This is a genomic window from Nucisporomicrobium flavum, assembly GCF_016464385.1.
In the GTDB taxonomy this organism is placed as follows: Bacteria; Actinomycetota; Actinomycetes; order Mycobacteriales; family Micromonosporaceae; genus Actinoplanes; species Actinoplanes flavus_A.
In genome coordinates this window covers 343,531-367,313 of the sequence record NZ_JADMLH010000003.1, presented here as the reverse complement: position 1 = coordinate 367,313, position 23,783 = coordinate 343,531, and the positions used below count along the sequence as shown (strand labels likewise).

Annotated in this window: 21 protein-coding genes and 1 tRNA gene; 10 read left to right on the top strand and 12 right to left on the bottom strand. The window is 72.1% G+C overall.

Annotation, left to right across the window (positions count from 1 at the left end; all coding sequences use genetic code 11):
• Nucleotides 1–33: 33 nt before the first annotated feature.
• Nucleotides 34–669 (bottom strand): response regulator transcription factor, encoded by a 636-nt coding sequence (locus IT780_RS09720; protein WP_199511114.1) that lies wholly within the window; start codon nucleotides 667–669, stop codon nucleotides 34–36.
• Entirely contained in the window at nucleotides 621–1,907 is a 1,287-nt protein-coding gene (locus tag IT780_RS09715) for a sensor histidine kinase (RefSeq protein ID WP_199511113.1), read from the bottom strand. The genes IT780_RS09720 and IT780_RS09715 overlap by 49 nt, the downstream gene beginning before the upstream one ends.
• Nucleotides 1,908–2,015: 108 nt before the next feature.
• Between IT780_RS09715 and IT780_RS09710 the strand changes: the two genes are divergently transcribed.
• The 5 genes from IT780_RS09710 (at nucleotide 2,016) to IT780_RS09690 (ending at nucleotide 7,062) form a co-directional block, all read left to right on the top strand.
• Nucleotides 2,016–3,029 (top strand): fatty acid desaturase family protein, encoded by a 1,014-nt coding sequence (locus IT780_RS09710; RefSeq protein ID WP_199511112.1) that lies wholly within the window; start codon nucleotides 2,016–2,018, stop codon nucleotides 3,027–3,029.
• A gap of 45 nt (nucleotides 3,030–3,074) precedes the next feature.
• The gene (locus tag IT780_RS09705) at nucleotides 3,075–3,869 is read left to right on the top strand and encodes an SDR family NAD(P)-dependent oxidoreductase (protein WP_199511111.1); all 795 of its coding nucleotides are present in this window, start codon (nucleotides 3,075–3,077) and stop codon (nucleotides 3,867–3,869) included.
• Nucleotides 3,870–4,001: 132 nt separating this feature from the next.
• Nucleotides 4,002–5,531 (top strand): vanadium-dependent haloperoxidase, encoded by a 1,530-nt coding sequence (locus IT780_RS09700; protein WP_199511110.1) that lies wholly within the window; start codon nucleotides 4,002–4,004, stop codon nucleotides 5,529–5,531.
• 101 nt (nucleotides 5,532–5,632) lie between these two features.
• Nucleotides 5,633–6,586 (top strand): AraC-like ligand-binding domain-containing protein, encoded by a 954-nt coding sequence (locus IT780_RS09695; protein WP_199511109.1) that lies wholly within the window; start codon nucleotides 5,633–5,635, stop codon nucleotides 6,584–6,586.
• Nucleotides 6,583–7,062, top strand: coding sequence for a cupin domain-containing protein (locus tag IT780_RS09690; protein WP_233412511.1), 480 nt, complete (start codon nucleotides 6,583–6,585; stop codon nucleotides 7,060–7,062). Before IT780_RS09695 ends, IT780_RS09690 begins: the two co-directional genes overlap by 4 nt.
• A gap of 9 nt (nucleotides 7,063–7,071) precedes the next feature.
• Here the strand turns inward: IT780_RS09690 and IT780_RS09685 are convergent.
• From IT780_RS09685 to IT780_RS09675, 3 genes are all read right to left on the bottom strand, one after another.
• Nucleotides 7,072–7,145: transfer RNA gene (locus IT780_RS09685), tRNA-Arg, on the bottom strand.
• A 366-nt stretch (nucleotides 7,146–7,511) separates the two neighbouring features.
• Nucleotides 7,512–8,507 carry a TAXI family TRAP transporter solute-binding subunit gene (locus IT780_RS09680; RefSeq protein WP_199511108.1) on the bottom strand — a complete coding sequence of 332 codons (996 nt, stop codon included), beginning with the start codon at nucleotides 8,505–8,507 and terminating at the stop codon, nucleotides 7,512–7,514.
• Nucleotides 8,504–10,612 (bottom strand): TRAP transporter permease, encoded by a 2,109-nt coding sequence (locus IT780_RS09675; RefSeq protein ID WP_199511107.1) that lies wholly within the window; start codon nucleotides 10,610–10,612, stop codon nucleotides 8,504–8,506. Before IT780_RS09675 ends, IT780_RS09680 begins: the two co-directional genes overlap by 4 nt.
• Nucleotides 10,613–10,743: 131 nt before the next feature.
• On the opposite strand from IT780_RS09675, the gene IT780_RS09670 reads away from it, so the two are divergent.
• Complete coding sequence (locus IT780_RS09670; protein ID WP_199511106.1) at nucleotides 10,744–11,619, top strand: CDP-alcohol phosphatidyltransferase family protein; 876 nt, start codon at nucleotides 10,744–10,746, stop codon at nucleotides 11,617–11,619.
• 84 nt (nucleotides 11,620–11,703) lie between these two features.
• Complete coding sequence (locus IT780_RS09665; RefSeq protein WP_199511105.1) at nucleotides 11,704–13,410, top strand: AMP-binding protein; 1,707 nt, start codon at nucleotides 11,704–11,706, stop codon at nucleotides 13,408–13,410.
• Between the two features lie 21 nt (nucleotides 13,411–13,431).
• Here the strand turns inward: IT780_RS09665 and IT780_RS09660 are convergent, their stop codons facing one another.
• The 6 genes from IT780_RS09660 to IT780_RS09635 all read right to left on the bottom strand — a co-directional run bounded on the left by IT780_RS09660 (nucleotide 13,432) and on the right by IT780_RS09635 (nucleotide 19,647).
• Nucleotides 13,432–14,634, bottom strand: a complete 1,203-nt coding sequence (locus IT780_RS09660) for a glycosyl hydrolase (RefSeq protein ID WP_199511104.1) — start codon at nucleotides 14,632–14,634, stop codon at nucleotides 13,432–13,434.
• Nucleotides 14,635–14,763: 129 nt separating this feature from the next.
• Nucleotides 14,764–15,663 carry a carbohydrate ABC transporter permease gene (locus IT780_RS09655; protein WP_372443653.1) on the bottom strand — a complete coding sequence of 300 codons (900 nt, stop codon included), beginning with the start codon at nucleotides 15,661–15,663 and terminating at the stop codon, nucleotides 14,764–14,766.
• A complete protein-coding gene (locus IT780_RS09650) occupies nucleotides 15,660–16,568 on the bottom strand; it encodes a carbohydrate ABC transporter permease (protein ID WP_199511103.1) in 909 nt (302 codons plus the stop codon). The genes IT780_RS09655 and IT780_RS09650 overlap by 4 nt, the downstream gene beginning before the upstream one ends.
• Entirely contained in the window at nucleotides 16,568–17,968 is a 1,401-nt protein-coding gene (gene ngcE / locus IT780_RS09645) for an N-acetylglucosamine/diacetylchitobiose ABC transporter substrate-binding protein (protein WP_199511102.1), read from the bottom strand. The genes IT780_RS09650 and ngcE overlap by 1 nt, the downstream gene beginning before the upstream one ends.
• Nucleotides 17,969–17,983: 15 nt before the next feature.
• Nucleotides 17,984–18,733 (bottom strand): sugar isomerase domain-containing protein, encoded by a 750-nt coding sequence (locus tag IT780_RS09640; protein ID WP_199511101.1) that lies wholly within the window; start codon nucleotides 18,731–18,733, stop codon nucleotides 17,984–17,986.
• Complete coding sequence (locus IT780_RS09635; protein ID WP_199511100.1) at nucleotides 18,730–19,647, bottom strand: MurR/RpiR family transcriptional regulator; 918 nt, start codon at nucleotides 19,645–19,647, stop codon at nucleotides 18,730–18,732. Before IT780_RS09635 ends, IT780_RS09640 begins: the two co-directional genes overlap by 4 nt.
• A 96-nt stretch (nucleotides 19,648–19,743) precedes the next feature.
• On the opposite strand from IT780_RS09635, the gene IT780_RS09630 reads away from it, so the two are divergent.
• Nucleotides 19,744–20,694, top strand: a complete 951-nt coding sequence (locus IT780_RS09630) for an N-acetylglucosamine kinase (RefSeq protein ID WP_199511099.1) — start codon at nucleotides 19,744–19,746, stop codon at nucleotides 20,692–20,694.
• Here the strand turns inward: IT780_RS09630 and IT780_RS09625 are convergent.
• Nucleotides 20,678–21,706, bottom strand: coding sequence for a zinc-dependent alcohol dehydrogenase (locus tag IT780_RS09625; RefSeq protein WP_233412510.1), 1,029 nt, complete (start codon nucleotides 21,704–21,706; stop codon nucleotides 20,678–20,680). The genes IT780_RS09630 and IT780_RS09625 overlap by 17 nt on opposite strands.
• Before the next feature lie 167 nt (nucleotides 21,707–21,873).
• Here IT780_RS09625 and IT780_RS09620 point away from each other — a divergent pair, with 167 nt between their 5' ends.
• Nucleotides 21,874–22,905 (top strand): LacI family DNA-binding transcriptional regulator, encoded by a 1,032-nt coding sequence (locus IT780_RS09620; protein ID WP_199511469.1) that lies wholly within the window; start codon nucleotides 21,874–21,876, stop codon nucleotides 22,903–22,905.
• Nucleotides 22,906–22,948: 43 nt separating this feature from the next.
• On the top strand, nucleotides 22,949–23,749 hold the full coding sequence (locus tag IT780_RS09615) for a polysaccharide deacetylase family protein (protein ID WP_199511097.1): 801 nt from the start codon (nucleotides 22,949–22,951) through the stop codon (nucleotides 23,747–23,749).
• Nucleotides 23,750–23,783 lie beyond the last annotated feature (34 nt).

Genomic DNA, 23,783 nt, shown 5'->3' with positions numbered 1-23,783 from the left:
GCAGGAGGGCGTACCGGGCGGCCGGCTGACGGCTCACGCGTTGAGGTAGGCGAGCACGGCGAGCACCCGGCGGTTGTCGTCGTCCGACGGCGGCATCGCGAGCTTGGTGAAGATGTTGTTGATGTGCTTGCTGATGGCCTTCTCGGTGACGAAGAGCTTCGCCGCGATCGCCGCGTTGGAGCGGCCCTCGGCCATCTGACCGAGCACCTCGCGTTCGCGCGGGGTCAGCGCGGCGAGCGGTCCGCGGCGGGCGAGCAGCTGCGACACGACCTCCGGGTCCATCGCGGTGCCGCCCGCCGCGACCCTGCGTACGGCGTCGACGAACTGCGCCACGTCGGAGACCCGGTCCTTGAGGAGGTAGCCCACTCCCCCGCGGCGGTCGGTCAGCAGCTCGCGGGCGTACAGCGGCTCGACGTGTTGCGACAGCACGAGGACGGGCAGGCCGGGAACCTCCGCCCGGGCGGCGATCGCGGCCTGCAGGCCCTCGTCGGTGAACGTGGGCGGGAGCCGTACGTCCACCACCGCGACGTCCGGCCGGTGCCGTAGCAGCGCGGGCAGCAGCGCCGGCCCGTTGTCGACCGCCTCGGCCACCTCGATGTCGAACGCCGTGAGGATCCGCGTCAGGCCCTCACGGAGGAGTGCGAGGTCTTCGGCGATGACAACGCGCACGGGAGCTCCATGGTCACGACGGTCGGGCCGCCGGGCGGCGAGGACAGCGTCATCGTGCCATCGAAGGCGGCCAGCCGGCGCCCCATGCCCCGCAGGCCCGTGCCCGCGCCCGGGTCGGCGCCGCCCCGGCCGTCGTCGAGCACCACCATCGCCAGCGCGCCGTCGGCGTACCGGATGGAGACCGCGGCCGTCTGCGCGCCGCTGTGCCGGACCACGTTGGTCAGGGCCTCCGCGACGGCGAAGTAGGCGGCCGACTCCACCGGGGTCTCCGGCCGTCCCGGCAGGTCCACCTCGACCCCGACCGGCAGCGGCAGGTTGAGCGCCAACGCCCGCACCGCGCCGTCCAGGCCGCGCTCCGCGAGGACCGGCGGGTGGATGCCGCGCACGAGGTGGCGCAGCTCGACCAGCGCGGAACCGCTGGCCTCGCGGGCCTCGGCGAGCAGCTTGCGTACGGCGGCCGGGTCGCGTTCCAGCAGTTCCTCGGCGAGCCCGATGGTCATGCCGAGCGAGACCAGCCGGGCCTGCGCGCCGTCGTGCAGGTCGCGTTCGATCCGGCGCAGCTCGGCGGCCTGCGCGTCCACGGTGTCGGCCCGCGTCTCCGTCAGGTGCGCCACGCGCAGCCGCAAGTCCGCCGCCCTGGTCGGGGCGAGGAACAGCCTGGTGAACTGGGCGTCGACCCACCGCAGCGCGGGCGCCACGGCGACGCCGGCCGCCAGGATCAGCACGCCCTGCGGCAGCGACATCATCCCCTCGCCGAGGGTCTGGATCGGCCAGTAGATCCCGTAGCCGTACGAGTCCAGGCCGAGCGAGAGCCACAGCGGCAGCAGCGTGATGCCCTCGATGCCGTACAGCGGCAGGGCCAGCGAGAGGACGCCGAGGACCAGGCCGGCGAGGCCACCGGGAAGCAGCCACGCCAGATCCCGCCAGGTGGCCGGGTCGGTGAGGATCCACCGGTACCGGCGCCAGCCGCCGAGCCGCGCGTTCTCCGGCCGCGGCGCGTACGGCCGCGCGATCGCCACGCCGGCGCGGGCGGCCAGCCGGCGCGCCAGATCGGCCCGTCCGCGCACCAGCCAGGTGACGAACGGCAGCGCCACCAGGCCGATGCCGGCGACAGGGGTGAGCACGAGCGCCACGATCCAGAGCACCAGCAGGGGGAAGTTCGTCAGCGCCAGTCCCACGGCGATCACACCGTCGGCCACGGCGCGCAGCCCGTCGCGTACCCACGCCCGCGTCTCCATGCCGCCATTCTCGGCGGCCGGCGCCACCGAAAGCGGTAGTGCTGGCACCCCTCTTCCATGGGGGTCTGCACTCCTGACTGTCCCGCCCGCCGCCGGGAGCCTTGACGCATGACGACGATCGAGCGGCCCAGGGCCGCGACCGGCAGCGACTTCGCCGAGCTGGCCCGCCGGATCACCGAGGCGGGCCTGCTGGCCCGCAAGCCCGGCTATTACGCCGTACGGCTGAGCGTCGTGGCGCTGATGCTCGCCGGCGGGTGGACCGCCTTCCTGCTCGTGGGCTCCTCCTGGTGGACGCTGGCTGTCGCGGCGTTCCTCGCGGTGACCTTCGCGCAGGTGGCGCTGGTGGCCCACGACCTCGCGCACCGGCAGGTCTTCCGCACCAACGAGCCCAGCGCCCGCGCCGGCCGGATCGCCGGCAACCTGGCGATCGGCATGAGCTACGGCTACTGGATGGACAAGCACACCAAGCACCATGCGAACCCGAACCACGACGACCTCGACCCGGACGTCACGCCCGCGGTGCTGGTGTGGTCCACCGAGGCGGCGCGGAACCGGCGCGGCCGGTTCAACCGCTGGCTGACGCGCCACCAGGCGTGGCTGTTCTTCCCGCTGCTGACCCTGCTCGGCCTGAGCCTCAAGAAGGACAGCATCAGGGCCCTGCGCGCGGGCGGCATCAAGCGCCGCGGACTCGAGGCGGCGCTGCTCGCTCTCCACCTGGTCGCGTACGTGACCGCACTGCTGGTCGTGCTGAGCCCGCTGCAGGCGCTCGCCTTCGCCGCCGTGCACCAGGCTCTGTTCGGCGTCTACCTCGGGATGACGTTCGCGCCGAACCACAAGGGCATGCCGCACCCCACGGGCCGCGAGGACTTCCTCCGCAAGCAGGTGCTGACCTCCCGCAACGTCCGGGGCGGCCGGCTGACGGACATCGCGCTGGGCGGGCTCAACTACCAGATCGAGCACCACCTGTTCCCGGCCATGCCGACGCCGAACCTGCGCCGGGCCCAGCCGATCGTGCGGGCGTACTGCGCGGAGATCGGCGTGCCCTACGAGGAGACCGGGCTGCTGGAGTCGTACGGCATCGCGCTGCGGCACCTGCACGAGGTGGGCGAGCCGCTGCGGTGATCCGGGTTTCGTGCGACGGTGCTTGCACGGGAACCGGGAGGCGGCATGGATCTTCAGCTCGGCGGCAAGGTCGCCGTGATCACCGGCGGCAGCGTGGGCATCGGCCTGGCGGTCGCCCGCGGCCTCGCGGCCGAGGGCGTCCACCTCGCGCTGTGCGCCCGCGACGAGCAACGCCTGCGGTCCGTGGTGGAGACGATCACCGCGGACTTCGGCGTACGGGCGCTCGCCGTCCCCGCCGACATCGCCCGGCCCGACGGCGTGGCGGCCCTCGCCTCGGCGGTCGGCGAGGAGTTCGGCGGCGCCGACATCCTGATCAACAACGCGGGCACCGGGAGCGAGGAGACCATCCTCGAGGCATCCGACGAGCGCTGGCAGGCGTACTGGGATCTGCACGTGATGGCGGCGGTCCGCCTCGCCCGCGCCTTCGCTCCCGGCATGAAGGCCCGCGGCGGCGGGGTGATCCTGCACAACGCGTCGATCTGCGCGACCCAGCCGCTGGGCTACGAACCGATCTACAACGTCACCAAGGCCGCGCTCGTGATGTTCTCCAAGTGCCTCGCCGACGAGCTGATCGGCGACGGCATCCGGGTCAACGCGGTCAACCCCGGCCTGGTGATGACGCCGGACTGGCAGAAGACGGCCAAGCTGCTCACCGCGGGCACGGACACGACGTGGGAGGCGTACCTGCAGAAGGTCGCCGACGACAACGCGCCGATCGGCCGGTTCGCCGATCCCGAGGAGATCGCCAACCTGTTCGTGTTCCTGTGCTCGCCGCGCGCGAGCTACATGGCCGGGTCGACGTACTACATCGACGGCGGCTGGCTCCGCACGACCACATAGGACCACCGTCAACGGCCGTTCGGTCACGGTTCTCCGGCCCATCGGCGGCCGACGCCCCTCCAGCCTCCCTTCGTAGAGTCGCCTCATGCGTCACCAGGAGTGATGCATAAATCACGGGGAGGTTTGGAAACGATGCTGTCTGCCCGAAAACCCGTCGCGGCACGCCTGCGCCGCCTCGGCGCGCTCATGGCGGCCGGGGCGCTGTCCGCCGCAACCCTGCAAGCCGTCACGCCTGCGCCGGCGTCCGCCGCCGGACCCGCCGACCACGTGAACTACTGGAACGGCGTGCTGCTCCAGACGTTCCGGGAGACCAACGACATCGGCCCGGGCCCGCTCGCGCGCTCGGCGGCCATCATGTACGTGTCCATGTACGACGCCGCCAACTCCGTGCTCTGCGCGCAGCGGGCGGTGGACTGCCTCGGTCAGCCGTACACGCTGAAGGTCGGCAGCGGCGGCGACTTCAACACCGCCCTCGACTACGCCGCCCACGACGCGCTCACCGGCGTCTTCGGCCCGCTCGGCTTCAATTTCGACGACGAGCTGGCCACCGCACAGACCGACATCCCGGCCTCCGCCCAGCAGGCCGCCGGCCAGTCGATCGGACAGCAGACCGCGGTGGCCACGCTGCAGCGGCGCGCCAACGACCACGCCGGCGATCTGATGACGTACACCCCAGACAGCGAGGTCGGCGCCTGGCAGCCGGCCACGCCCACCGGCCCGGTCGTCACGCCGAACTGGGGCAACGTCACGCCGTTCGTGATGTCCAGCGGATCCCAGTTCCGCCCCGCCGCGCCGGCCGACGCCGACACGTACGCCGAGGTCCTGGCCAGCGACGAGTACACCGCGCAGTTCAACGAGGTGAAGGCCTACGGCGCGTGGAACTCGACGGTCCGTACGCCCGACCAGACGAAGGCCGCGTTCTTCTGGGCGAACGACGTCAACGGCACCTACAAGCCGCCGGGCCAGCTCCTGCAGCACACCCAGATCATCGCCGACGGTCAGCAGGTGCCGGCCACGGTGAAGGTGAAGCTGTTCGCCCAGGTGGCGACGGGCCTCGCGGACGCCTCGATCCTCGCCTGGGACCGTAAGTTCCTCGGCTCCGTCGACCTGTGGCGGCCCGACATGGGCATCCACCGCGCCGGCGAGGACGGCAACGCGGACACCGAGCCGGACGGGGACTGGCAGCCGCTCTCGATCGACCGGCAGGGCCGCCGCTTCTCGCCGCCGTTCCCCGCGTACGTGTCCGGCCACGCGACCTTCGCCTACACCTGGGCGCACGTCATGGAGCACTGGTTCGGCCGCGACAACATCACCTACACCGGCACGACCGACGACCCGAACGCGTCCGGGCCGCGTACCTTCACCAGCTTCTCCGCCGCGGCCGACGAGAACGCGCACAGCCGCCTCTGGCTCGGCGTGCACTGGCACTTCGACGCGGACAACGTGCTCAACCCGGGCAACGAGCTCGGCGAGTACGTCGTCGACAACACCATGTACTACAACCGCTCCGACACCGAGCTGCTGTACCTCCACAAGACCGGCGTCACCAACCGCAACGAGTGCGACAACACCGGCCGCCAGCTCTCGAACGAGCACCGCTGGGAGTTCTACCGCTGCGTGCACAGCAACAACCGCACGGTCTACGACCTGTACGTCCGCTGACCAGCAAGACGCAGCGCCCGGCCGGGTGGCCGGGCGCTGCGCCCGCTCTGAGCCCGGCCGGACACCGGGCCCGGACGGAAGAGTCGCCGTATCGTTGACCGGTGATCGGCGACCTCGAGACGTTCCAGGACGAGCTGGCCGCCAGCGGGTTTCCGCCGCTGGTCAACAAGCTGGCCGGGCCCGGCTTCCGGGGCCGGATCGAAACCCGTGACCTCGGGCCGCTGCGGCTGGTCTCCCTCGACACGCCCGCGAGCGCCTGTATCGGTCGGGAGCGCGACGCCTCCGACGGCGAACACCTGGCGATCAAGGTGATGGCCCGGGGCCGGACGCGGGTCGAGCAGGGGCGCGGCCACGCCGACCTCGGGCCGGCCGACCTCGTGCTGCTCGATCCCACGCGCACGCTCCGGTTCGAGAGCACCGCCGCGACGCACGTCACCGTCCTGGTTCCCCGCCGGGAGCTCCGGATCCGGCCCGCGCAGCTCGACCGGCTCATCGGCGAACGCATCGACGGCAGCCACGGTCCGGGTGCTCTCGTCTCCGTGCTGGCCCGGGAGTCCGCGCGCTCGGCGACCGGGTTCCGCAAGACGGAGGCGCTGCGGTCGGCGGCCGCCATCATCGAGCTGATCGCGGTCGCGCTGGAGGCCCGGCTGGGTGACGAGCAGCCGGCCCCCGACGAGTGGCTGCGGAACCGGATCACCGGCTACATCGAGGCCCGGCTGGCCGATCCCGATCTGTCCCCGCCCGGCATCGCCGCCGCCCACCACATCTCCGTACGCCGGCTGCACAAACTGTTCGAGGACCAGCCGCTCACCGTCGCGGCCCTGATCCGGCGCCGCCGCCTGGAGCGCTGCCGGGCCGAGCTGACCGGCAGCGGACGTACGGTCACCGCGGTGGCCGCCCGGTGGGGATTCACCGATCCCACCCATTTCAGCAAGCTCTTCAAGTCGACGTACGGCTACAACGCCCGCGCACTGGTGACCAGCAACCGTGCGCAGACGACCAAGACGCGCACGGCCGAACCGGAACAGGATGGTGGTGACCAGGACAGGCAATGACAATGGGAGAAGTCGTGGCGAAGGTGAACATCGTCCGCCCCGGTGAGGGCGAGATCCTCGGCAGCGGGGCGCAGCAGATCCGCATCCTGGAGAACGGCGAGCACACCGACCACCGGCTGGGGTTCGCCGAGGTCACCATTCCGCCGGGCACCCCGAGCCCGTTGCAGCACCGCCACGCCCAGCACGACGAGGGCTTCTACGTGCTGGCGGGAACGTTCCGGTTCACCGTCGGCGAGGACCAGTACGACGCCGGGCCGGGCACCTGGGTCATCGTGCCGACCGGAGCGCCGCACACGTTCGCCAACATCGGCGACGAGAACGCGGTCATGCTGAACACGTTCACGCCGGACCTGTACGTGCAGTACTTCCGCGACTTCAAAGCCATGATCGATTCCGGGCAGCCGGTCAACGCGGAGACCATGAAGCCGCTGTGGAAGAACTACGCCACCGAGATCTCGAACGAATACGCCTCGTGAACCACGCGGCGCCCCCAGCAGGATTCGAACCTGCGGCCTCGACGTTCGTAGCGTCGCGCGCTGTCCAGCTGCGCCATGGGGGCGGGTCTCGTAGGGGGTGGTGGGCCGGCGCGTTGGCGGGGTAGCGCAAGTGTTCCCTGCCGGCGAGCCCGGCGGTCGTCGTACCCGCCGTGGCCGGCCCGCGCCGGTCACCGACCCTCCCGGGCCCCGGTCGAGAGAGCCGTGGCCCTTCCTCTGGGCCGCGGCCATGAAAAAGCCGCCGGCCCGAACCGGGCGGCGGCTTCGGCGAGGCGGTGATCAGGCGCGTCGCCGGGCCGGACCCGGGTGTTGCGTGCGCGGGGTGCGCGATCGGTTCGCGGTGCTGCCGTGCATGCCTACTCCCTCCGGTCCGTGCCGCCGTGCGGAACGGGGCTTACGTTAGGACGCCCGGGCGGGCGCCCTCAACGCATTTACTTCGGCGCGCCCAGGTCGTCGAGGGCCTTGACGGCGCCGCGGTGCAGGGTGACCGGTTCGGTCTTGCGGGCCTTGTCGAGGCTGATCTCCTTGCCGGCCGCGTTGGCCTGGGCGAGCTGGGGTTGCTTCTCGAACAGCGTCCGGGTGAGCGCGCAGGCGACGTTCGCGTCCAGGTTCTCGCGGACCAGCAGGAGGTTCGGGACCACGATGGTGGCCACGTCCGCCGCCGACTTGTACGTGGCCGCGGGGATGGTGCCCTGCTCGTACACCGGATTGATCTTCTTGAGGTCCCCGAGGACCGGCGTGATGTCGAGGAACTGGACCTGGCCGCCGGCGGTCGTCAGGAGGTCCGTGATGCCGGGGGTGGGCAGGCCGCCGGACCAGAACAGCGCGTCGATCGAGCCGTCCTTCATGCCGTCAACGGTCTTGGCGAGGTCGAGGCGCTGCGCCTGGACGTCCTTGGCCGGGTCGAGGCCCGCCGCGGTCAGCACCCGGTTGGCGATGACCTCCGTGCCGGACTTCGGCGAGCCGGTCGAGACGCGTTTGCCGCGCATGCCCGCCACGTCCTTGATGCCGGCCGCCTTGCGGACGATGACCTGGGTGTAGTTGGTGTGGATGCGGGCCAGCGCCTGGACGGGCCGCTTCGCGGTGAAGCTGTTGGTGCCGTTGACCGCGTCGGCCGCGCTGTCGGCGAGGGAGAAGGCCACGTCGAACTCGCCCGCGACGAGCTGCTGGATGTTCTGCACGGAGGCGCCGGTCTCCGACGCGGTCGCCTTCAGCTTGCCGCCGGAGGCGCCGATCTGTTCCGCGTACGCGTTGCCCAGCGCGAAGTACACCCCGGTCGAGTTGCCGGTGGCGATGCCGACGCGGGTCTCCTTGGCGACGTCGCAGGTGACCGCCCCGCCCGTGTCGGTGTCGGCCGCGTCCTGCTTGCCGCCGCAGCCGGTGAGCGCCAGCGTCGCCACCGCCGCCCAGGCCCATGCCTTCTTCATGATCGGTTCCTCCCCGTCGGTGCCGGACGACCTTCCGGTTCCGGACGGCCCGGTTGCGGCCGCCGGACGTACGCGATGCCCGCGGCCAGGGCGAGCGCCACGGCGCCGGCCGCGATGGTCCACGGCGCGAGGTAGAGCAGGAGCAGCCCGGCGAGGCCGCCGAGGACGCGGCTGGGCGTACCCGCCGGTCCGATGCCGGGCACCCAGGCGCCGGTCGCGATGGCGAGCCCGGCCACCGCGAGGGCCGCGACGGCGGTGGCCCACAGGATGCCGGTGACCGGGCCGCGGGCCAGCAGATACTCGCCCCGGCCGGTGAGCACGAAGGCGATCGGCGCCAGGAACGCCGGGAGGGCGTACTTGAGGGCCTGCCACATCGTGGGGACCGCCCGGCCGCCGGTGATCGCGCTCGCGCCGACCGCCGCCAGGGCCGTCGGGGGCGTGACCTCGGAGAGCACCGAGTAGTAGAAGACGAACATCGCGGCGGCCGGCGCGGACACCCCGAGGCCGAGCAGGGCCGGCCCGATGATCACCCAGCCGATGATGAAGCTGGCGGTCACCGGCACGGCGAGACCGAGCACGGCGAGCGCGACCGCGGCCAGGACGACCGTGAGCGCCAGCACCGCCACCGGGTTGTCGGTGATCGCCTGGGCGCCACTGACCAGCAGCGAGGCGAGCTGGGCGCCGAGGCCGGTCTTCGTCGTGGTCGCGGTGATGATGCCCGCCGCGGTGCAGACGGCCACGACCGGGAGGACCCCGCGTACGCCCGCGGACAGCGCCGCGAACAGCCGTTGCGGGGTCAGCCACGCCTGCCGGTCGAGGAAGGACAGCGCCGCCGCGAGCACGGTCGCGTACACCACCGCGCGGGTGGCGCTCTGCCCGAGGGCGAGCAGGACGACGATCAGCACGAGCGACGAGAAGTGGTAGCCGAACCGGCCCAGCAGGCGCAGCGCGCTGACCTGGGGCGCTTCGACCGCCCGTACGCCGAAGCGCCGGACGTCGATCTCGACGGCGAGCAGGATGCCCAGGTAGTAGAGGGCCGTGGGGATCATCGCCCAGCCCAGGACGGTCAGGTAGGAGACGTCGAGGTACTCCGCGACGATGAACGCCGCGGCCCCGAGCGTCGGCGGCGACAGGATCGCGCCGACCCCCGCCGCGGCGAGCATGCCGCCGGCCTGCTCGGGCGGATAGCCGGCCCGGCGCAGCATCGGCCAGGTCACCGCGCCGACGCTGACGGCGGTCGCGGTGCCCGATCCGGACACGGTCCCGAGCAGGAAGCCCGCGGCGACAGCCGTACGCCCGGCAGCACCGCGCGACCTGCGGAACGCGGCCACGGACAGATCGACGAAGAAGCGGCTCGCGCCGGAGAGGTCGAGGACGGCCCCGTAGATCGTGAACAGCACGATGTACGTGGCCGCCACGTCCAGCGGCGTGCCGTAGAACCCGCTCGCCGAGTTGTAGAGCGCGTCGACGATCTGCGCGAAGTCCAGCCCCGCGTGCGCGATGGTCCAGTTCTGCGGCAGGAGACCGCCGTAGTAGCCGTACGCCAGGAAGCCGAGGCAGACGATCGGCAGGGCGAGCCCGGTGGTCCGCCGGCACGCCTCGACGACGAGCACCAGCAGCACGGCGCCGGCGACGACGTCGGTGGTGTCGAGCAGGCCCTGCCGGTCGAGGAAGCCGTTGTAGCCACCGGTCAGCGGGTTGAGCGGGTACAGGCAGACGAGCAGGGTGACGACGGTCAGCGCCCAGTCGGCGACGGTGGGCCGGTTCGGGTGGCGCCGGGCCGCGCCGGGCAGGCCGCTGCGGTAGCCGAGGAAGACCAGCGGCAGCGTGCCGGCCAGGAAGACGATCAGGTAGTACTGGCTGCCCTGGGCGAGGGGCCGGAACACCTGCCACAGCACCAGGAGCGCCACGGTGAAAGCGACCGCGGCGACCCCGGCGCCGACCTTGCCGGTGAGGCTGCGGGCGGGGCGTTCCTCGTCGTCGTAGTGGATGGCGGGCGGGTCCTCCGCGACGCCGGGCGGGGTCGCCGCCGTCGCCGTGGACCCCGGGCCGGCGGGCGCGTCGGAGGCCGCCGCACGGTCCACCGGATATCGACGGTTGACCATGAACGGACGTTACTATGCAGGGCGGTTCTTGTAACGTGACATTTCCGCGACGGTGGATGACGGGGCCCGGCGCATGTCACAAATAGGGCAAAAGTAGTTTCCGAGACTCGATCGTCGCGTTGATTGGGGTTATGGTGCGACGCTCATCGCTGCAGGAGATCCGCGAGCAGACCTACAAGGACCGCGACGCGTGGTGGACGGTGCTGCTCGTCGATCCCGTGGCGGTGCGGCTGGTCCGGCTCGTCTCGCCGTACCGCCGGGTCACGCCGAACCTGCTCACCGGGGTGGCCACGCTGCTGGGCCTGGCCGCGGCCGCCTGCTTCGCGATGCAGGACCGGTGGTGGCTCGTCGCGGGCGCCCTGCTGTTCCACGTGAGCTTCGTCGTCGACTGCATGGACGGCAAGATCGCCCGGCTGAACGGTACGGGCTCCCTCTTCGGCACCTGGTTCGACTTCGTGTTCGACCGCCTCCGCGTCTTCGCCTGCGCGCTGGCGCTCTTCGGCGGCCAGTACGCGAGGACCGGCTCGGCGGCGTACCTGTGGACGCTGGCGGTCGTGGTCTTCCTGGACCTGTTCCGCTACCTGAACTCGCAGCAGATGGCGAAGGTCCGCCAGAGCATGCGCGACCAGCTCGTCGAGGCCCGCGGCCCGGTCCCGCCCGCCGGCCCCGGCGACCCCGCCGCCCGGGTGATCCCGCAGGGCACCCGGGCCCGCCTGCGCCAGCTGCTGCTGTCGCACCGGATCCGTACGCACCTGGTCAGCGGCATCGAGTTCGAGATGGCCGTGTTCATCGTCGGCCCGCTGACCGGCTGGGTGATCGCGACGTCGATCGTGGCCGGCGCGCTCCTGCTCGGCTTCGAGCTGTGGCTGATCTTCCGGCTCTGGCAGGCGACCCGGGCGTTCCCGGTCGCCCTGGCCAAGGAGCACGCGGCGGCCGCGATGAGCGCCGCCGCCCCGCCGCAGGCCCGGGAGGCGGACCGGAAGGTCGGCGCGGCCACCGAGCGCTGACCGCGGGCAAGTGCCGTTGGTCCCGGTGGCCCACCCCCATCCGGGGGTGGCGCGGCCGCGGGCCACGGGAGCAGCCTGGAGCACATGGCGGCGACAGAGAGCACGGCGGCGTTCCGCGTGGCCCGGGACTTCCTGCTGGAGCACCGCGAGGATTACGCCGGCGCCTACGCGGGCTTCGAGTGGCCACGGCTGACCGAGTTCAACTGGGCGCTCGACTGGTTCGACGTCATCGCCGAGGGCAACGACGACCCGGCGCTGTGGATCGTCGAGGAGGACGGCTCCGAGCAGCGCTTCTCGTTCGCCGAGATGGCGCAACGGTCCAACCGCGTGGCCACCTGGCTCCGCGACCGCGGGGTGCGCCGCGGCGACCGGGTCGTGCTCATGCTCGGCAACCAGGTCGAGCTGTGGGACGCCATCCTGGCCATGATGAAGCTCGGCGCGGTCATCATCCCGGCGACGCCGCTGCTCGGTGCCGCGGACGCCCGCGACCGGGTGCGCCGGGGCGAGGCCCAGCACGTCATCGCGCTGTCGTCCGCGGCCGACCGGTTCACCGGCGTCGACACGGTCACCCGCATCGCGGTGGGCCCGCCCGTCGAGGGCTGGCACTCGTTCCACGACGCGTACGACGCGGCCGCCGACTTCCGGCCCGACGGCGTGACGAGGGCCGACGACACGTTGCTGCTCTACTTCACCTCCGGTACGACGGCCCGCCCCAAGCTGGTGGAGCACACCCACGCCTCGTACCCGGTGGGACACATCTCGACGATGTACTGGATCGGCCTGCGCCCCGGCGACGTGCACCTGAACATCTCGTCGCCGGGCTGGGCCAAGCACGCGTGGAGCAACGTGTTCGCGCCGTGGAACGCGCAGGCGTGCGTCTTCATCTACAACTACTCGCGCTTCGACGGGCCGAAGCTGCTGCAGCAGATGCGGCGGTGCGGCGTCACGAGCTTCTGCGCGCCGCCGACCGTGTGGCGCATGCTGATCCAGTCCGACCTCGGCGCGCTCGACACCCCGCCGCGCGTGGTGGTCGGCGCCGGCGAGCCGCTCAACCCCGAGGTCATCGAGCAGGTGCAGAAGGCCTGGGGCGTGACCATCCGCGACGGGTTCGGCCAGACCGAGACCACGGTGCAGATCGCCAACACCCCCGGCCAGCCGGTCCGGCCGGGATCCATGGGACGCCCGGTGCCCGGCTACCGGGTGGCGCTGATCGACCCGCTGACCGGGGAGCCCGCCGACGAGGGCGAGATCTGCCTCGAGCTGGATCCACGGCCGCTCGGCCTGATGGTCGGCTACCACGGCGACGAGGAGCTCACCGGCAGCGCCATGGCCGGCGGCTACTACCACACCGGCGACATCGGCTCGCGCGACGCCGACGGCTACATCACGTACGTGGGGCGTACCGACGACGTCTTCAAGGCCTCCGACTACCGGATCTCGCCGTTCGAGCTGGAGAGCGTGCTGATCGAGCACGAGGCCGTCGTGGAGGCGGCCGTCGTGCCCTCACCGGACGCCCTGCGGCTGCACGTGCCCAAGGCGTACGTGGTGCTGGCCGAGGGGTGGGCCGCCGACGAGGCCACGGCACAGTCGATCTTCGAGCACTGCCGGACGCACCTGTCGCCGTACCTGCGGATCCGCCGGCTCGAGTTCACCGAGCTGCCCAAGACGATCTCCGGCAAGATCCGGCGGGTCCAGCTGCGCGAGGCCGAGCAGCGCAAGTACGCCACCCCGGACGCCGCTCCGGCCACCGAGTTCCGCGACACCGCGGCCCGCGGCGGATCACCGGGGTGACCCGCCGCGGGACCTGATCGATCAGCAGCGGCCGAGGTCCTCCCACTGCTGCGTCCAGCCGGGCTCCGAGCCCTGCGTCCAGTACCGGGCGCGCCACAGGTGCTTGCCCTCACCGGAGGCCGGGCCGTTCGGGTCGCCGTACTTGCTCCTCTCGTGCTTGACGGTCTGGCCCGCGGTGTAGACGGTCCCGAAGGCCCACTCGGGCGCGGTCGAGCAGTTTCCCGCCGGGGGCGGCGTGCTGGGCGACGACGGCGGGGTGGTCGGCGTGGACGGCGGGTTCGTGGGCGGCGTGGTGGAGCATCCGCCGCCGGACGAGTCCACGGTGTCCGTGAACGCCGTGCCCGACGACCGGTAACCGGCCGCCCGCGAGCTGACCTGCGCCGGGGTCAGCGCCTGGTTCTTGGCGAACAGCACCCAGTCGACCTGCTGGATGTACGTGGACAGCCCGCCCGTGTGCGCCGCCGTGTCGATGAACCACAGGTTCCAGTTGATGGTCATCGTCTGGCGCGGGTAGAACTTGCCCGAGTGGTCCCCGACCTGCACGCCGTCGATGTAGTAGATGACGTGACCGTTGGCGACCGTGACGACGAGGTCGTGCCAGCCGTTGAGCGAGCTGCGCTGCTCGGAGTGGACGTTGTCGGCGTACCAGGGGTCGGCGCGGTACGTGTACCAGGTGGTCTGGTAGTTGATCGGCCCGGTCTCGCCCCAGCCGCCGTTCGGCAGGTACTCGGAGACGTCCAGCTCGCTGTACGTCGGGTCGAGGTCGCCGTTGAGCGGGCTGATCGTGAAGAACGTCTCGTTGATGTGGTCGCCGTCGTTGCCGCTGACCGGGGTGTCGGTGAAGCGGACGCGGCTGGCGTACGTGCCCTCGAAGAAGCGCTTCTGGGAGCTGTACAGCTCGGCCTGGTTGGTGCCGGCGCCGGTGCCGTCGGTCGACGCGGTGAGCTGCATGACCTTCTGGCCGTCCGCGGTGGGGAACGTGATGCTGTTCGGCGACCAGGTGGCGCCGGGGACGCCCGGACCGCCGGCGTAGCTGCGCGGGGTCCAGCCGTGCGCCGACAGGTTGGCGTCGCTCGACGACGAGTACGCGAAGTCGTCGAACAGGTAGCCGCAGTCGGCGGCGGAGGCGCTGGTGGCGGTCGCGAGGACCGCGGCGGCGCCGAACGCGCCCACCACGGCGACCGCGGCCAGCGCGGACATTGATTTACGTCTGTCGATGGACATGAGCGGGGTCCTCCAGTACGGGGGAAAGGGGATGGACTACTGAACCTTTTTCAACCTGGCATCGAGCCCGACGGCGTCGGGCCGTCGATCAGCGGCGGGTGGTGCCGGCCCCGCCACGTTGAAAAAAGTTCACTTGACCGCGCCGGCGGTCATTCCGGCTCGGATGTGGCGCTGGAAGGCGACGTAGGCGATCAGTACCGGCAGCATCGCGATCGTCAGGCCGGCGAACAGACCGCTCCAGTCGCTGCGGTAGCCCTGGCTGACCGACAGGGCGGCCAGACCCTGCGCCAGGACGTACCGGTCCGGGTCGGGGTTGAGAACCAGCGGGAGCAGGTACTGGTTCCAGAGCCCGAGGAAATTGAAGATGCCGACCGCCACCAGGCCGGGGCGGGCCATCGGCAGCATGACGCGGAAGAACACCGCGCCGTGCGAACAGCCGTCGAGGAAGGCCGCCTCGGCCACCTCGGCCGGCAGGCTACGGAAGAACGCGTGCAGGAAGAACACCGTGAACGGCACGGCGTACGCCGCGTACACCAGGATCAGCCCCTGGTACGTGCCCAGCAGCCCCAGTTGCTGCACGACGAAGAACAGCGGCACCAGGGCCAGGAACACCGGGAAGAACATGGCGGCGACGAACGTGTAGTAGATGATCCGGTTGCCACGGAACTCGTAACGGGCCAGGGCGTACGCGACCAGCGAGCCGAGCAGCATCGTCAGGGCCAGCGCCCCGCCGACGACGACGAGGCTGTTGAAGAAGTAGCGGCCGATGCTCGCCTCGGTCCACGCCCGGGCCCAGTTGCCCGGCTGCGGGGTCGACGGCAGCGACCACGGGTGGTTGAGGATCTCGTCGTCGGTCTTGAACGAGCTGACCACCGCCCACAGCAGCGGCAGCGCGGTGACGACGCTCCACGCCAGCATCGCCACGTGCACGGGCAGGGTCCGCACCGACCTCGGCGCCCGGGCCGGCCGGTCATCAGCCGGGGCGGGCGGCGAGGGACTGGACCGGGGCGGGGAGACGGAGAGGGTCATGAGGCCTCCACTGTGGAACGCCGGCCGCCGCGCAGCGCGAACACCGCGAGGGTCAGCGTGGCGAAGAACAACGCGACCCCCATGGCCGACGCGTAGCCGAACTTCCCGTACTGGAAGGCGTTGCGGTAGAGGGAGAGCCCGATGACCTCCGTGGCGCCGTCGGGCCCTCCCGGTCCCACCGTCATCACCTGGACCACGGCGAACGCGTCCAGCGCCGCGATGCCCAGGTAGACGAAAGCGACCTGCACGGTGTCGCGGACCAGCGGCAGCGTCACGTTGCGGAACGTGGCCCAGCCGCCGGCGCCGTCCAGGACCGCCGCCTCGAACAGCTCGACCGGGATGCCGTCGATGGCAGCGCTGAACAGCACCACGTAGAACCCGACGGACGACCAGACGAGCACCGCCATCACGGCCGGCAGGGCAAGCGACGGTGAGGCCAGCCACGAGGCGGCCATCCCGCCCAGCCCCAACGCCCGCAGGGCCCCGTTGAGCAGGCCGGTGTTGGGGTTGTAGACGAAGCTCCACAGCACCGCCACCACGACGAGCGAGAGCAACTGCGGAAAGAAATAGATGATCTGGTACGCGCCCGAGCCGGCCACCGCCCGCCGGCCACCCCGGCCGCCGAGGTGGAGCATGCTGGCGAGGAACAGGCCGATGGCGATCGTGACGAGCGGGACCACGACGAGCAGCAGCGCGTTGTTGCGCACCGCGTCCACGAAGAGCGAATCCCCGGCGAGGCGGCGGTAGTTGTCCGCCCCGACGAAGTGCGCCTCGCCGGCCACGCCGGTCCAGTCCGTGAGCGACAGGTAGAAGGCCTGCGCGTACGGCGACAGCACGAAGACGACGTGCAGGACCAGCGCGGGGATCAGCGCCCCGGCGAGGAACCGCCACCGGCCGTGCCTCATCAGCGCGTGTACTTCTGCACGGACGAGTCCTTGGCGATGCCGTCGGCCGCCTTCTGGATGCGCTCCGACCACTGCGCCGCGGTGATGCGCTTGTTCACCAGCTCACCCGTGGCGTCGTCCACCGCCTTGGCGAGTGGGGCGTACCACGTGCGGAACCGGTAGGTGAACGTCTCCGGCCCGGCGGCCTGCACGGCGTCGCGGACCGAGGAGAGTCCGCTGCTCAGCGTCAGCCCGTCGGTCGCGCCGGCCACCGCGGGCAGCGTGCCGGCGGACTCGGCGAAGGCCTTCGCCGACTGCTTCGAGAACAGGATCCGCAGGTACTCCATGCCGCCGGCCGGGTTCTTCGCCTTGGCCGGCACCAGGAACGACTCGCTGCTGGCGGCCTGGACGGCGGTCTGCTTGAGCCGGTCCGACGCGGTCCGCGACGGCACCGGGCCCATGACCATGTCGAAGCCGTCCGGGGTGACGCCCTTCTGCTCGCTCTCCAGCCACGAGCCGCACGGGATGAACGCGGCCTTGCCCTGGCACCAGGCGGCCTGCGCCTCGGTGTGCGACAGCGCCTCCGAGCCGCCCATGATGTAGCCCTTCGCGGCCAGCTCCGCGAACGCCTCCGCCGCACTGACCAGCCCGGGCGCCTTCCACGCGTTCGGCTCCAGGTTGTCGACGGCCTTCACCAGCTCGAGGCCGCCGGTCTTCGCGGCCATCGACAGCAGCGGGTCGTTGATGTACTCGGGGTACTTGCCCTGATACGTCCAGGGCGCGATGCCGGCGGCCTTGATGGTCGCGCACAGCGCCAGCATGTCGTCCCAGGTCTTCGGGTACGCCCACCCCTTCGCGGCGAACAGCTTCTTCGAGTACCAGAGCCCCCACACCGTGTACGTGAAGTTGAGCGTCCGCGGCACCTTGTCGAACGTGCCGTCGTCCACCACGCCGGGCAGCAGCGTGTCCCGCAGCTTCTTGGACGGGTCGTCGAACGCCGGCGCGTCCAGCAGCGTGGTGAGGTCCGAGACCTGCTTGGCGCCCACGAGCACAGCGATGTCGAGCCGGTCGGCGCCGGTGTTGTCCACGACGTCCGGGGGCGTGTTCGCGACGAAGCGCGGCTGCAGCGCCACCCCGACCTTCTGCAGTCCCTTGTGGTCGATCTTCGCGCCGGCGTACTTCTGCGTGTAGAGGGTCTCGGCGTGCTTGGCGTACTCGTCGCCGTACCCGCCTTTGAAGATGACGACCTCGAGCGGGGCGTCGGCCTTGACGCCCAGCGGGTTGTCGGCGCTCTTGGCGCCGGTGTTGCCGGCCGCGGGGTCGTCGTCGTCGCTCCCGCCGGTCACGCACGCGCTCAGCAGGGGTACGGCGGCACCGGCGGTCAGCGCGGTGCGGATCAGGGTTCGTCTCGTCGGGGACATCGGGCCACGCCCTTTCTATGCGGTACGCCGGATGCGCCCGGCGTACCGCTCCTCGAGCTGTTTGTTGTGTTCACGCCCGCCCGGCACGTTGTCGGACAGGTAGATCGGCGGCGTCTCGCCCAGCGCCAGCAGGCGGGCCACCACCTCGACGACGATCTGCTGGGCCAGCAGCGCCGCGGTGATCGAGGAGACCGCCCCGACGGCACCGTCGCCGTAGGACAGGGCCGCGTCGCCGTACGGCGCACCGTTGTCGAGCACGACGTCGGCGAGGTCGGTGAGCTTGAGCCCGCTCTCGTGCCGCGAGTCCACCCGCGCCGAGTGCTCCAGCGAGGTGATCGCCACGAGGGCGTGGCCGCGCTGCTTGACCAGCTGGGCCATCTCCACGACCGCGCCGTTCACGCCGGAGTTGCTGGCGATGACGAACGCGTCGTCGGGCTTGATCGGGGCGAGCTCGTAGAGCCGGTGCGCCACCCGCGGTGTGCGTTCCAGCTGCGGGTCGGCCAGCACGCTCGCCGGCTCGCCGCCGTACAGGACGATGTCCCGCAGGGCGATCTTGTTGGTGGGCACCAGGCCACCGGCGCGGCCGGCGATCTCCATGGCGAGCGCCTCGGAGTGGCCGCAGCCGAACGCCTGGATCACCCCGCCGGCCTTCAGGGTCGCGGTGAACAGGTCGGCGGCGCGGGCCACCAGGTCGCCCTGGCCGGTGCCGGCCCGGTCGATCGCGGCCCGGATCGTCTCGACGTACGCGGCGCTCGTGATGGTCACAGCGGCTTGTCCCTCCGTGCTCGCTTGCGGTTGGCGGGGGTGTCCGGCACGCGGTGGGCGTCCACGGCGCGCACGGTGAGCTCGAGCGCCTCGGCGGTGCGCTCGTACGTGCGCTGGGCGACAGCCACGTAGATCAGGTCGAGGATGAGCAGCTGGGAGTGCAGCGCGGAGAGCGCGGCCAGCCGGAACGTGGTCTCGTGCACGCTGGTGGTGAACACGACGTCGGCGACCTCGGCGAGCGGGGACCGGCCGAACGACGTCACCGCCACGGTCAGCGCGCCGTGGTCGGCCGCCTCGGCGAGCATCTCGATCGCCTCGCGGGTGCGCCCCGAGTGGGACAGGGCGATCGCCACGTCGCCCGGGCCGAGCAGCGCCGCGTTGGTCAGCGCCGTGTGGGTGTCGGCGCGGTACCGCACCGGGATCCGGATGCGCTCGAGGCGGAAGGCCATCTCGCTGCCCGCCGTACCGCTGCTGCCCAGGCCGAAGATCTCCACCCGGCCGGCGCCCGCGATCGCGGCGGCGACCCGCTCGATCGCGTCGGTGTCGAGCCCCGCGGCGGTGGCCTGGATGGCCCGGGTGTCGGCCGCGGTGATGATGTCCAGGACCTTCTCGGTCTGGTCGCCCGGGTTGATGTCGCCGCTGATGTCGGTCTCCCAGCGGGCCTGCTCCGCGCGGCCGGTCTCGGTGGCCACGGCGACGCGCAGGTTCGCGTACCCCTTGAACCCGAGGGCCCGCGAGAAGCGGGTGACCGTCGCCGTGGAGGTCCCGGACCGCTCGGCCAGGTCCACGATGCTGGCGTGGGCGGCCGTCTCCGGGTCGGCGAGGATCGTCTCGGCGATCCGCGCCAGCGCCTCCGGCATGGTCGGTCCCTCGATGCGCAGCCGCACCAGCAGCCCGCCGCTCTCACCCGTCATCGGTGGTCCTCGTTTTCATCGGATAGCTATGCCGATGAAAATTACGACCACTTCGCCGTCTGGTCAATAACGAGTTTCTATGTTTCGATCGGCCCCATGATGCTGGTGGTGGGCGTGGACGCCGGCGGGACGGCCTCGCGGGCCGTCGTCGCGACGACCGACGGCACGGTCGTCGGCCGCGGGTCGGCCGGGCCGGGCAACCCCACCTCCGCGGGTGGTCCCGCCGCGGCCAAGGCGATAGGTACGGCGGTCCGCACGGCACTGGGTCCCCATGACCCGGCCCGCGTGCTCGCCGGCACGGCCGGGGTCGCGGGCGTCGCCGTGCTGTCCGACCCCGCGATCGCCGCCGCGTTCGACGACGAATGGACAGCCCTGGGCCTGACCTGCCCGTTCACCGTCACCGGCGACGCGGTCACCGCGTTCGCCGCGGGGGTGCCGTCACCCGGCGGCGCGGTGCTGATCGCGGGCACCGGCGCGGTCGCCGCCCGCATCGAGAACTGGCACATCCGGCGTACCGCGGACGGGCTCGGCTGGCTGCTCGGCGACGAGGGCTCCGGCCACTGGCTCGGCCTGCAGGCGGTCCGCGCCACCGCCCGCGCCTGGGCCGCCACGGCAGCCGCCCCGCCACCCGGCCTCGCCGCCGCGATCGCCGCCCACGCGGGCGCGGCCACCTGCGACGACCTGATCACCTGGGCGGTACGCCGGCCACCGTCCGCCTTCGCGGCGCTCGCCCCCCTGGTCTGCGCCCACGACGACCCTCTCGCCGTACGCCTCACCACGGAAGCGGCCGCCCGCCTCATCGCCACCCTGCACGACCTCGGCCCGCCGGGCGGCCCGGTGGTGCTGGCCGGCGGCCTGCTGACCGGCGACACCCGCATCCGGGCCGAGGTCCTGGCTGCACTGCCGGGCGTGGCGACGGCCCGCGACCCGGCGGCCGCGGCGGCCTGGCTGGCCCTGCGCCGCACCCTCGACCTGGACGCCGGCTCGGCCGCCGACCTGCACCGCCGGATGCTCGCTCAGGAGGGCCCGGTCAGCGGACCGCGGTGAGGTCGGGGGCGATCAGGACCTTGATGTGGTTGCCGCTGTCCGCGTCCGCGAACGCCGCGGCCGCCTCCTCCAGCGGCCGGATCGCCGTCACGAAGTCCGAGGACGTGACGACCCCCTTGCGCAGCAGGTCGATCGCGTCCGCGAAGTCCTCCGGCAGGTACGTGGCGCTGCCCTGGATGCGCAGCTGGCTGTCCTGCACCAGCGCGAGCGGGAGCCGTACGTCGCCCGGCGGCACGCCCACCACGACCACCGTTCCGCCCTTGTTCGCCACGGCCAGGGCCTGGTGCAGGGTCGACTCCTCGGCCACGCAGTCGAACACCACGTCCGCGCTCTCGCCGAGCTGGTCGCGTACGCGATCCGCCGCGTCCGGAAGGGATGCGTCCACGACCGCGTCCGCGCCGAAGACCGTCGCGCGTTCGCGGCGCTGCGCCGAGCGGGCCGTCATCACGATCCGCCGGGCGCCCTGAGCCCGGGCGACGCGGAGGGTGAGCAGGCCGATCGTTCCGGCGCCCAGGATCGCGACCGCCCTGCCGTCGAGCGGCCCGGCCAGGCGCGCTGCGTGCACCGGCGTCGCCAAGGGTTCGATGAGGGCGGCGGTCGCGTCGTCCAGGTCCTCGGAGATCGGGTGGACGCGGCGGGCGTCGATGGTGAACAGGTCGGCCATCCCGCCCTGCTCCGAGCCGCACCCGAAGAAACCGAGGTTCTCGCAAAGGTTCTCGCGGCCCGCGCGGCACTGCTTGCACGCCCAGCACGGCAGGTCGGGCTCGACCGTGACGCGCTTGCCCGGCTGCACGATCGTCACGTCGGGCGCCACGGCCGTGACGAGGCCGACGACCTCGTGACCGGGCGCGTACGGCGGTGTCACGTTGGGGTGCCGGCCGTGCAGCGCGTGCGTGTCCGAGCCGCACACGCCGGAGACGGCGGTCCGCACCAGGACCTCCCCCGGTCCGGGCGTCGGCTCGGGGGCGGGGACGACCTGCACGCCGTCCGGGGTGACGACGACCTTGCGCATCATTGAACTTTTTTCAACGTGGCGAGGCCGGCAGTGCCCGCCGGCGACGGACGGCTCGAACCGTCAGGCTCGATGCCAGGTTGAGAAAGGTTCATTCCCGGAGGATAGTCGGCCCGCGGCGAACCGGCTGGGCGACGCACTACGGTAGGGGGGTGCGTGCAGCGACGATGGCCGACATCGCCCGGCGCGCGGGTGTGTCCCGCATCGCGGTGTCGTACGCACTGAACGGCCGTCCCGGTGTCTCCGCCGACCTGCGCGAGCGCATCCTCGGCATCGCGCGCGAGCTCGGGTACCGGGCGAACGGCCCGGCGCTGGCCCTGCACGGCGCCGCCGCGCGGGCGGTCGGGCTGGTGCTGCTGCGCTCGTCGGCCGCACTGACCGTGGAGGTCTTCCGGCGGCAGCTCATGGCCGGCATCCAGGCCGAGCTGTCCGGGCACGGCTTCGCGCTCGCGCTGCAGATGGTGACGGACCTCGAGGAGGAGATCCGGGTCTACCGCCGGTGGAGCGCCGAACGCCGGGTCGACGGCGTGCTCATCTGCGATCCGCGCCCCGACGACCCGCGCATCCCGGCGGTGCACGAGCTGGGCCTGCCGGCGGCGCTGATCGGGGTCTCGCCGGACGAGCGGCTGCCCGGCGCCTGGTGCGACGACGTGCCGTGGTCGCACCGGCTCGCCGACCACCTCGCCGACCTGGGGCACCGGCACATCGCCCGGGTGAGCGGGCCGGACGGGATGCTGCACACCAGCGTCCGCGACGAGGCGCTGCGGTCGGCCGCCGGGGCGCGGGGCGTACGCACCACGATCGTCCGCGGGGACTACACCGGCGAGTCCGGCGCCCGCCTGACCCGGGAGCTGCTCGCCGGCCCGGAACGGCCCACCGCGATCGTGTACGACAACGACGTCATGGCCATCGCCGGGCTGGGCGTCGCGGGCGAGCTCGGGCTGGCCGTACCGGCCGATCTGTCCATCGTGGCCTGTGAGGATTCGCCGCTGTGCCAGGTCGTCGGTCCGCCGCTGACCGTGGTACGCCGGGACATCGCCGCGTACGGGGCCCTCGCGACGGCCCAGCTCTTCGCGGCGCTGGACGGCCACGCCGAGCCGCCGGCCCAGGCGCGCGGCGGCGATCTGGCGATCCGCCGCAGCACCGGCCCGGCCCCGGTTCCCGGGTCGAACGGCACTGGGCGACAGTGGCGACCGTGAGTTAACGTCGGGCGGCGTGCGGGAAGTCGATCTTTTTCAGGCGGTGACGAAAACCCTGCGTGAGGGCCCCACCTCACGCCGTCAGATGCTGCGGATGATCCCGGCCGGTGTGGGCGCGATGCTGCTCAGCGGGTCGCGGGCGCCGGCGGCCGAGGAGCACCAGCCACGCGCCGTCGCGACGCCGCGGATACCGCCCACGCCGAGCCCGAAACCGTCCCACCGGCGGCACGGCGCGCCCGACCAGCAGCACCGGCCCCGGCTCAGCCGTCCCGTGTTCACGCTGCGCGAATACCGCAGGGCGGTGCCGGGGCCCGCGTTCCCCGGCGACGCGGTCGCGCTGACCATCGACGACGGCCCGCATCCGCTGTGGACGCCGAAGATCCTGCGGCTGCTGGCCCGGCACCACGTACCGGCCACGTTCTGCATGATCGGCAATCAGGTGCTCGGGCACGAGGCGATCGCCCGCGACGTCGTCCGCGACGGCCACCAGGTCGCCAACCACACGTGGAGCCATCCCACCCACCTCGCCCGCAAGCCCGGCACCAAGGTCAGCAAGGAGATCGAACGGGCCCAGGACAAGATCTACAGCACGACCGGGCACGCCCCCGCCCTGTTCCGCTCCCCCGGCGGCGACTGGTCGTCCACGGTGCTCGGCGCGGCCGCCACGGCCGGGATGGTGCCGCTGGACTGGAGCGACGACCCCCGCGACTGGTCCCGCCCCGGCACGGAGGCCATCCGCCGGCGCCTGCTGGCCGCCGGCCCGGACAGATCCTGCTGTGCCACGACGGCGGCGGGGACCGCTCCCAGACGTACGCGGCGCTCAAGACCGTGGTGCCCGCGCTGAAGGCGCGCGGATACCGCTTCATCGCCCTGGACGG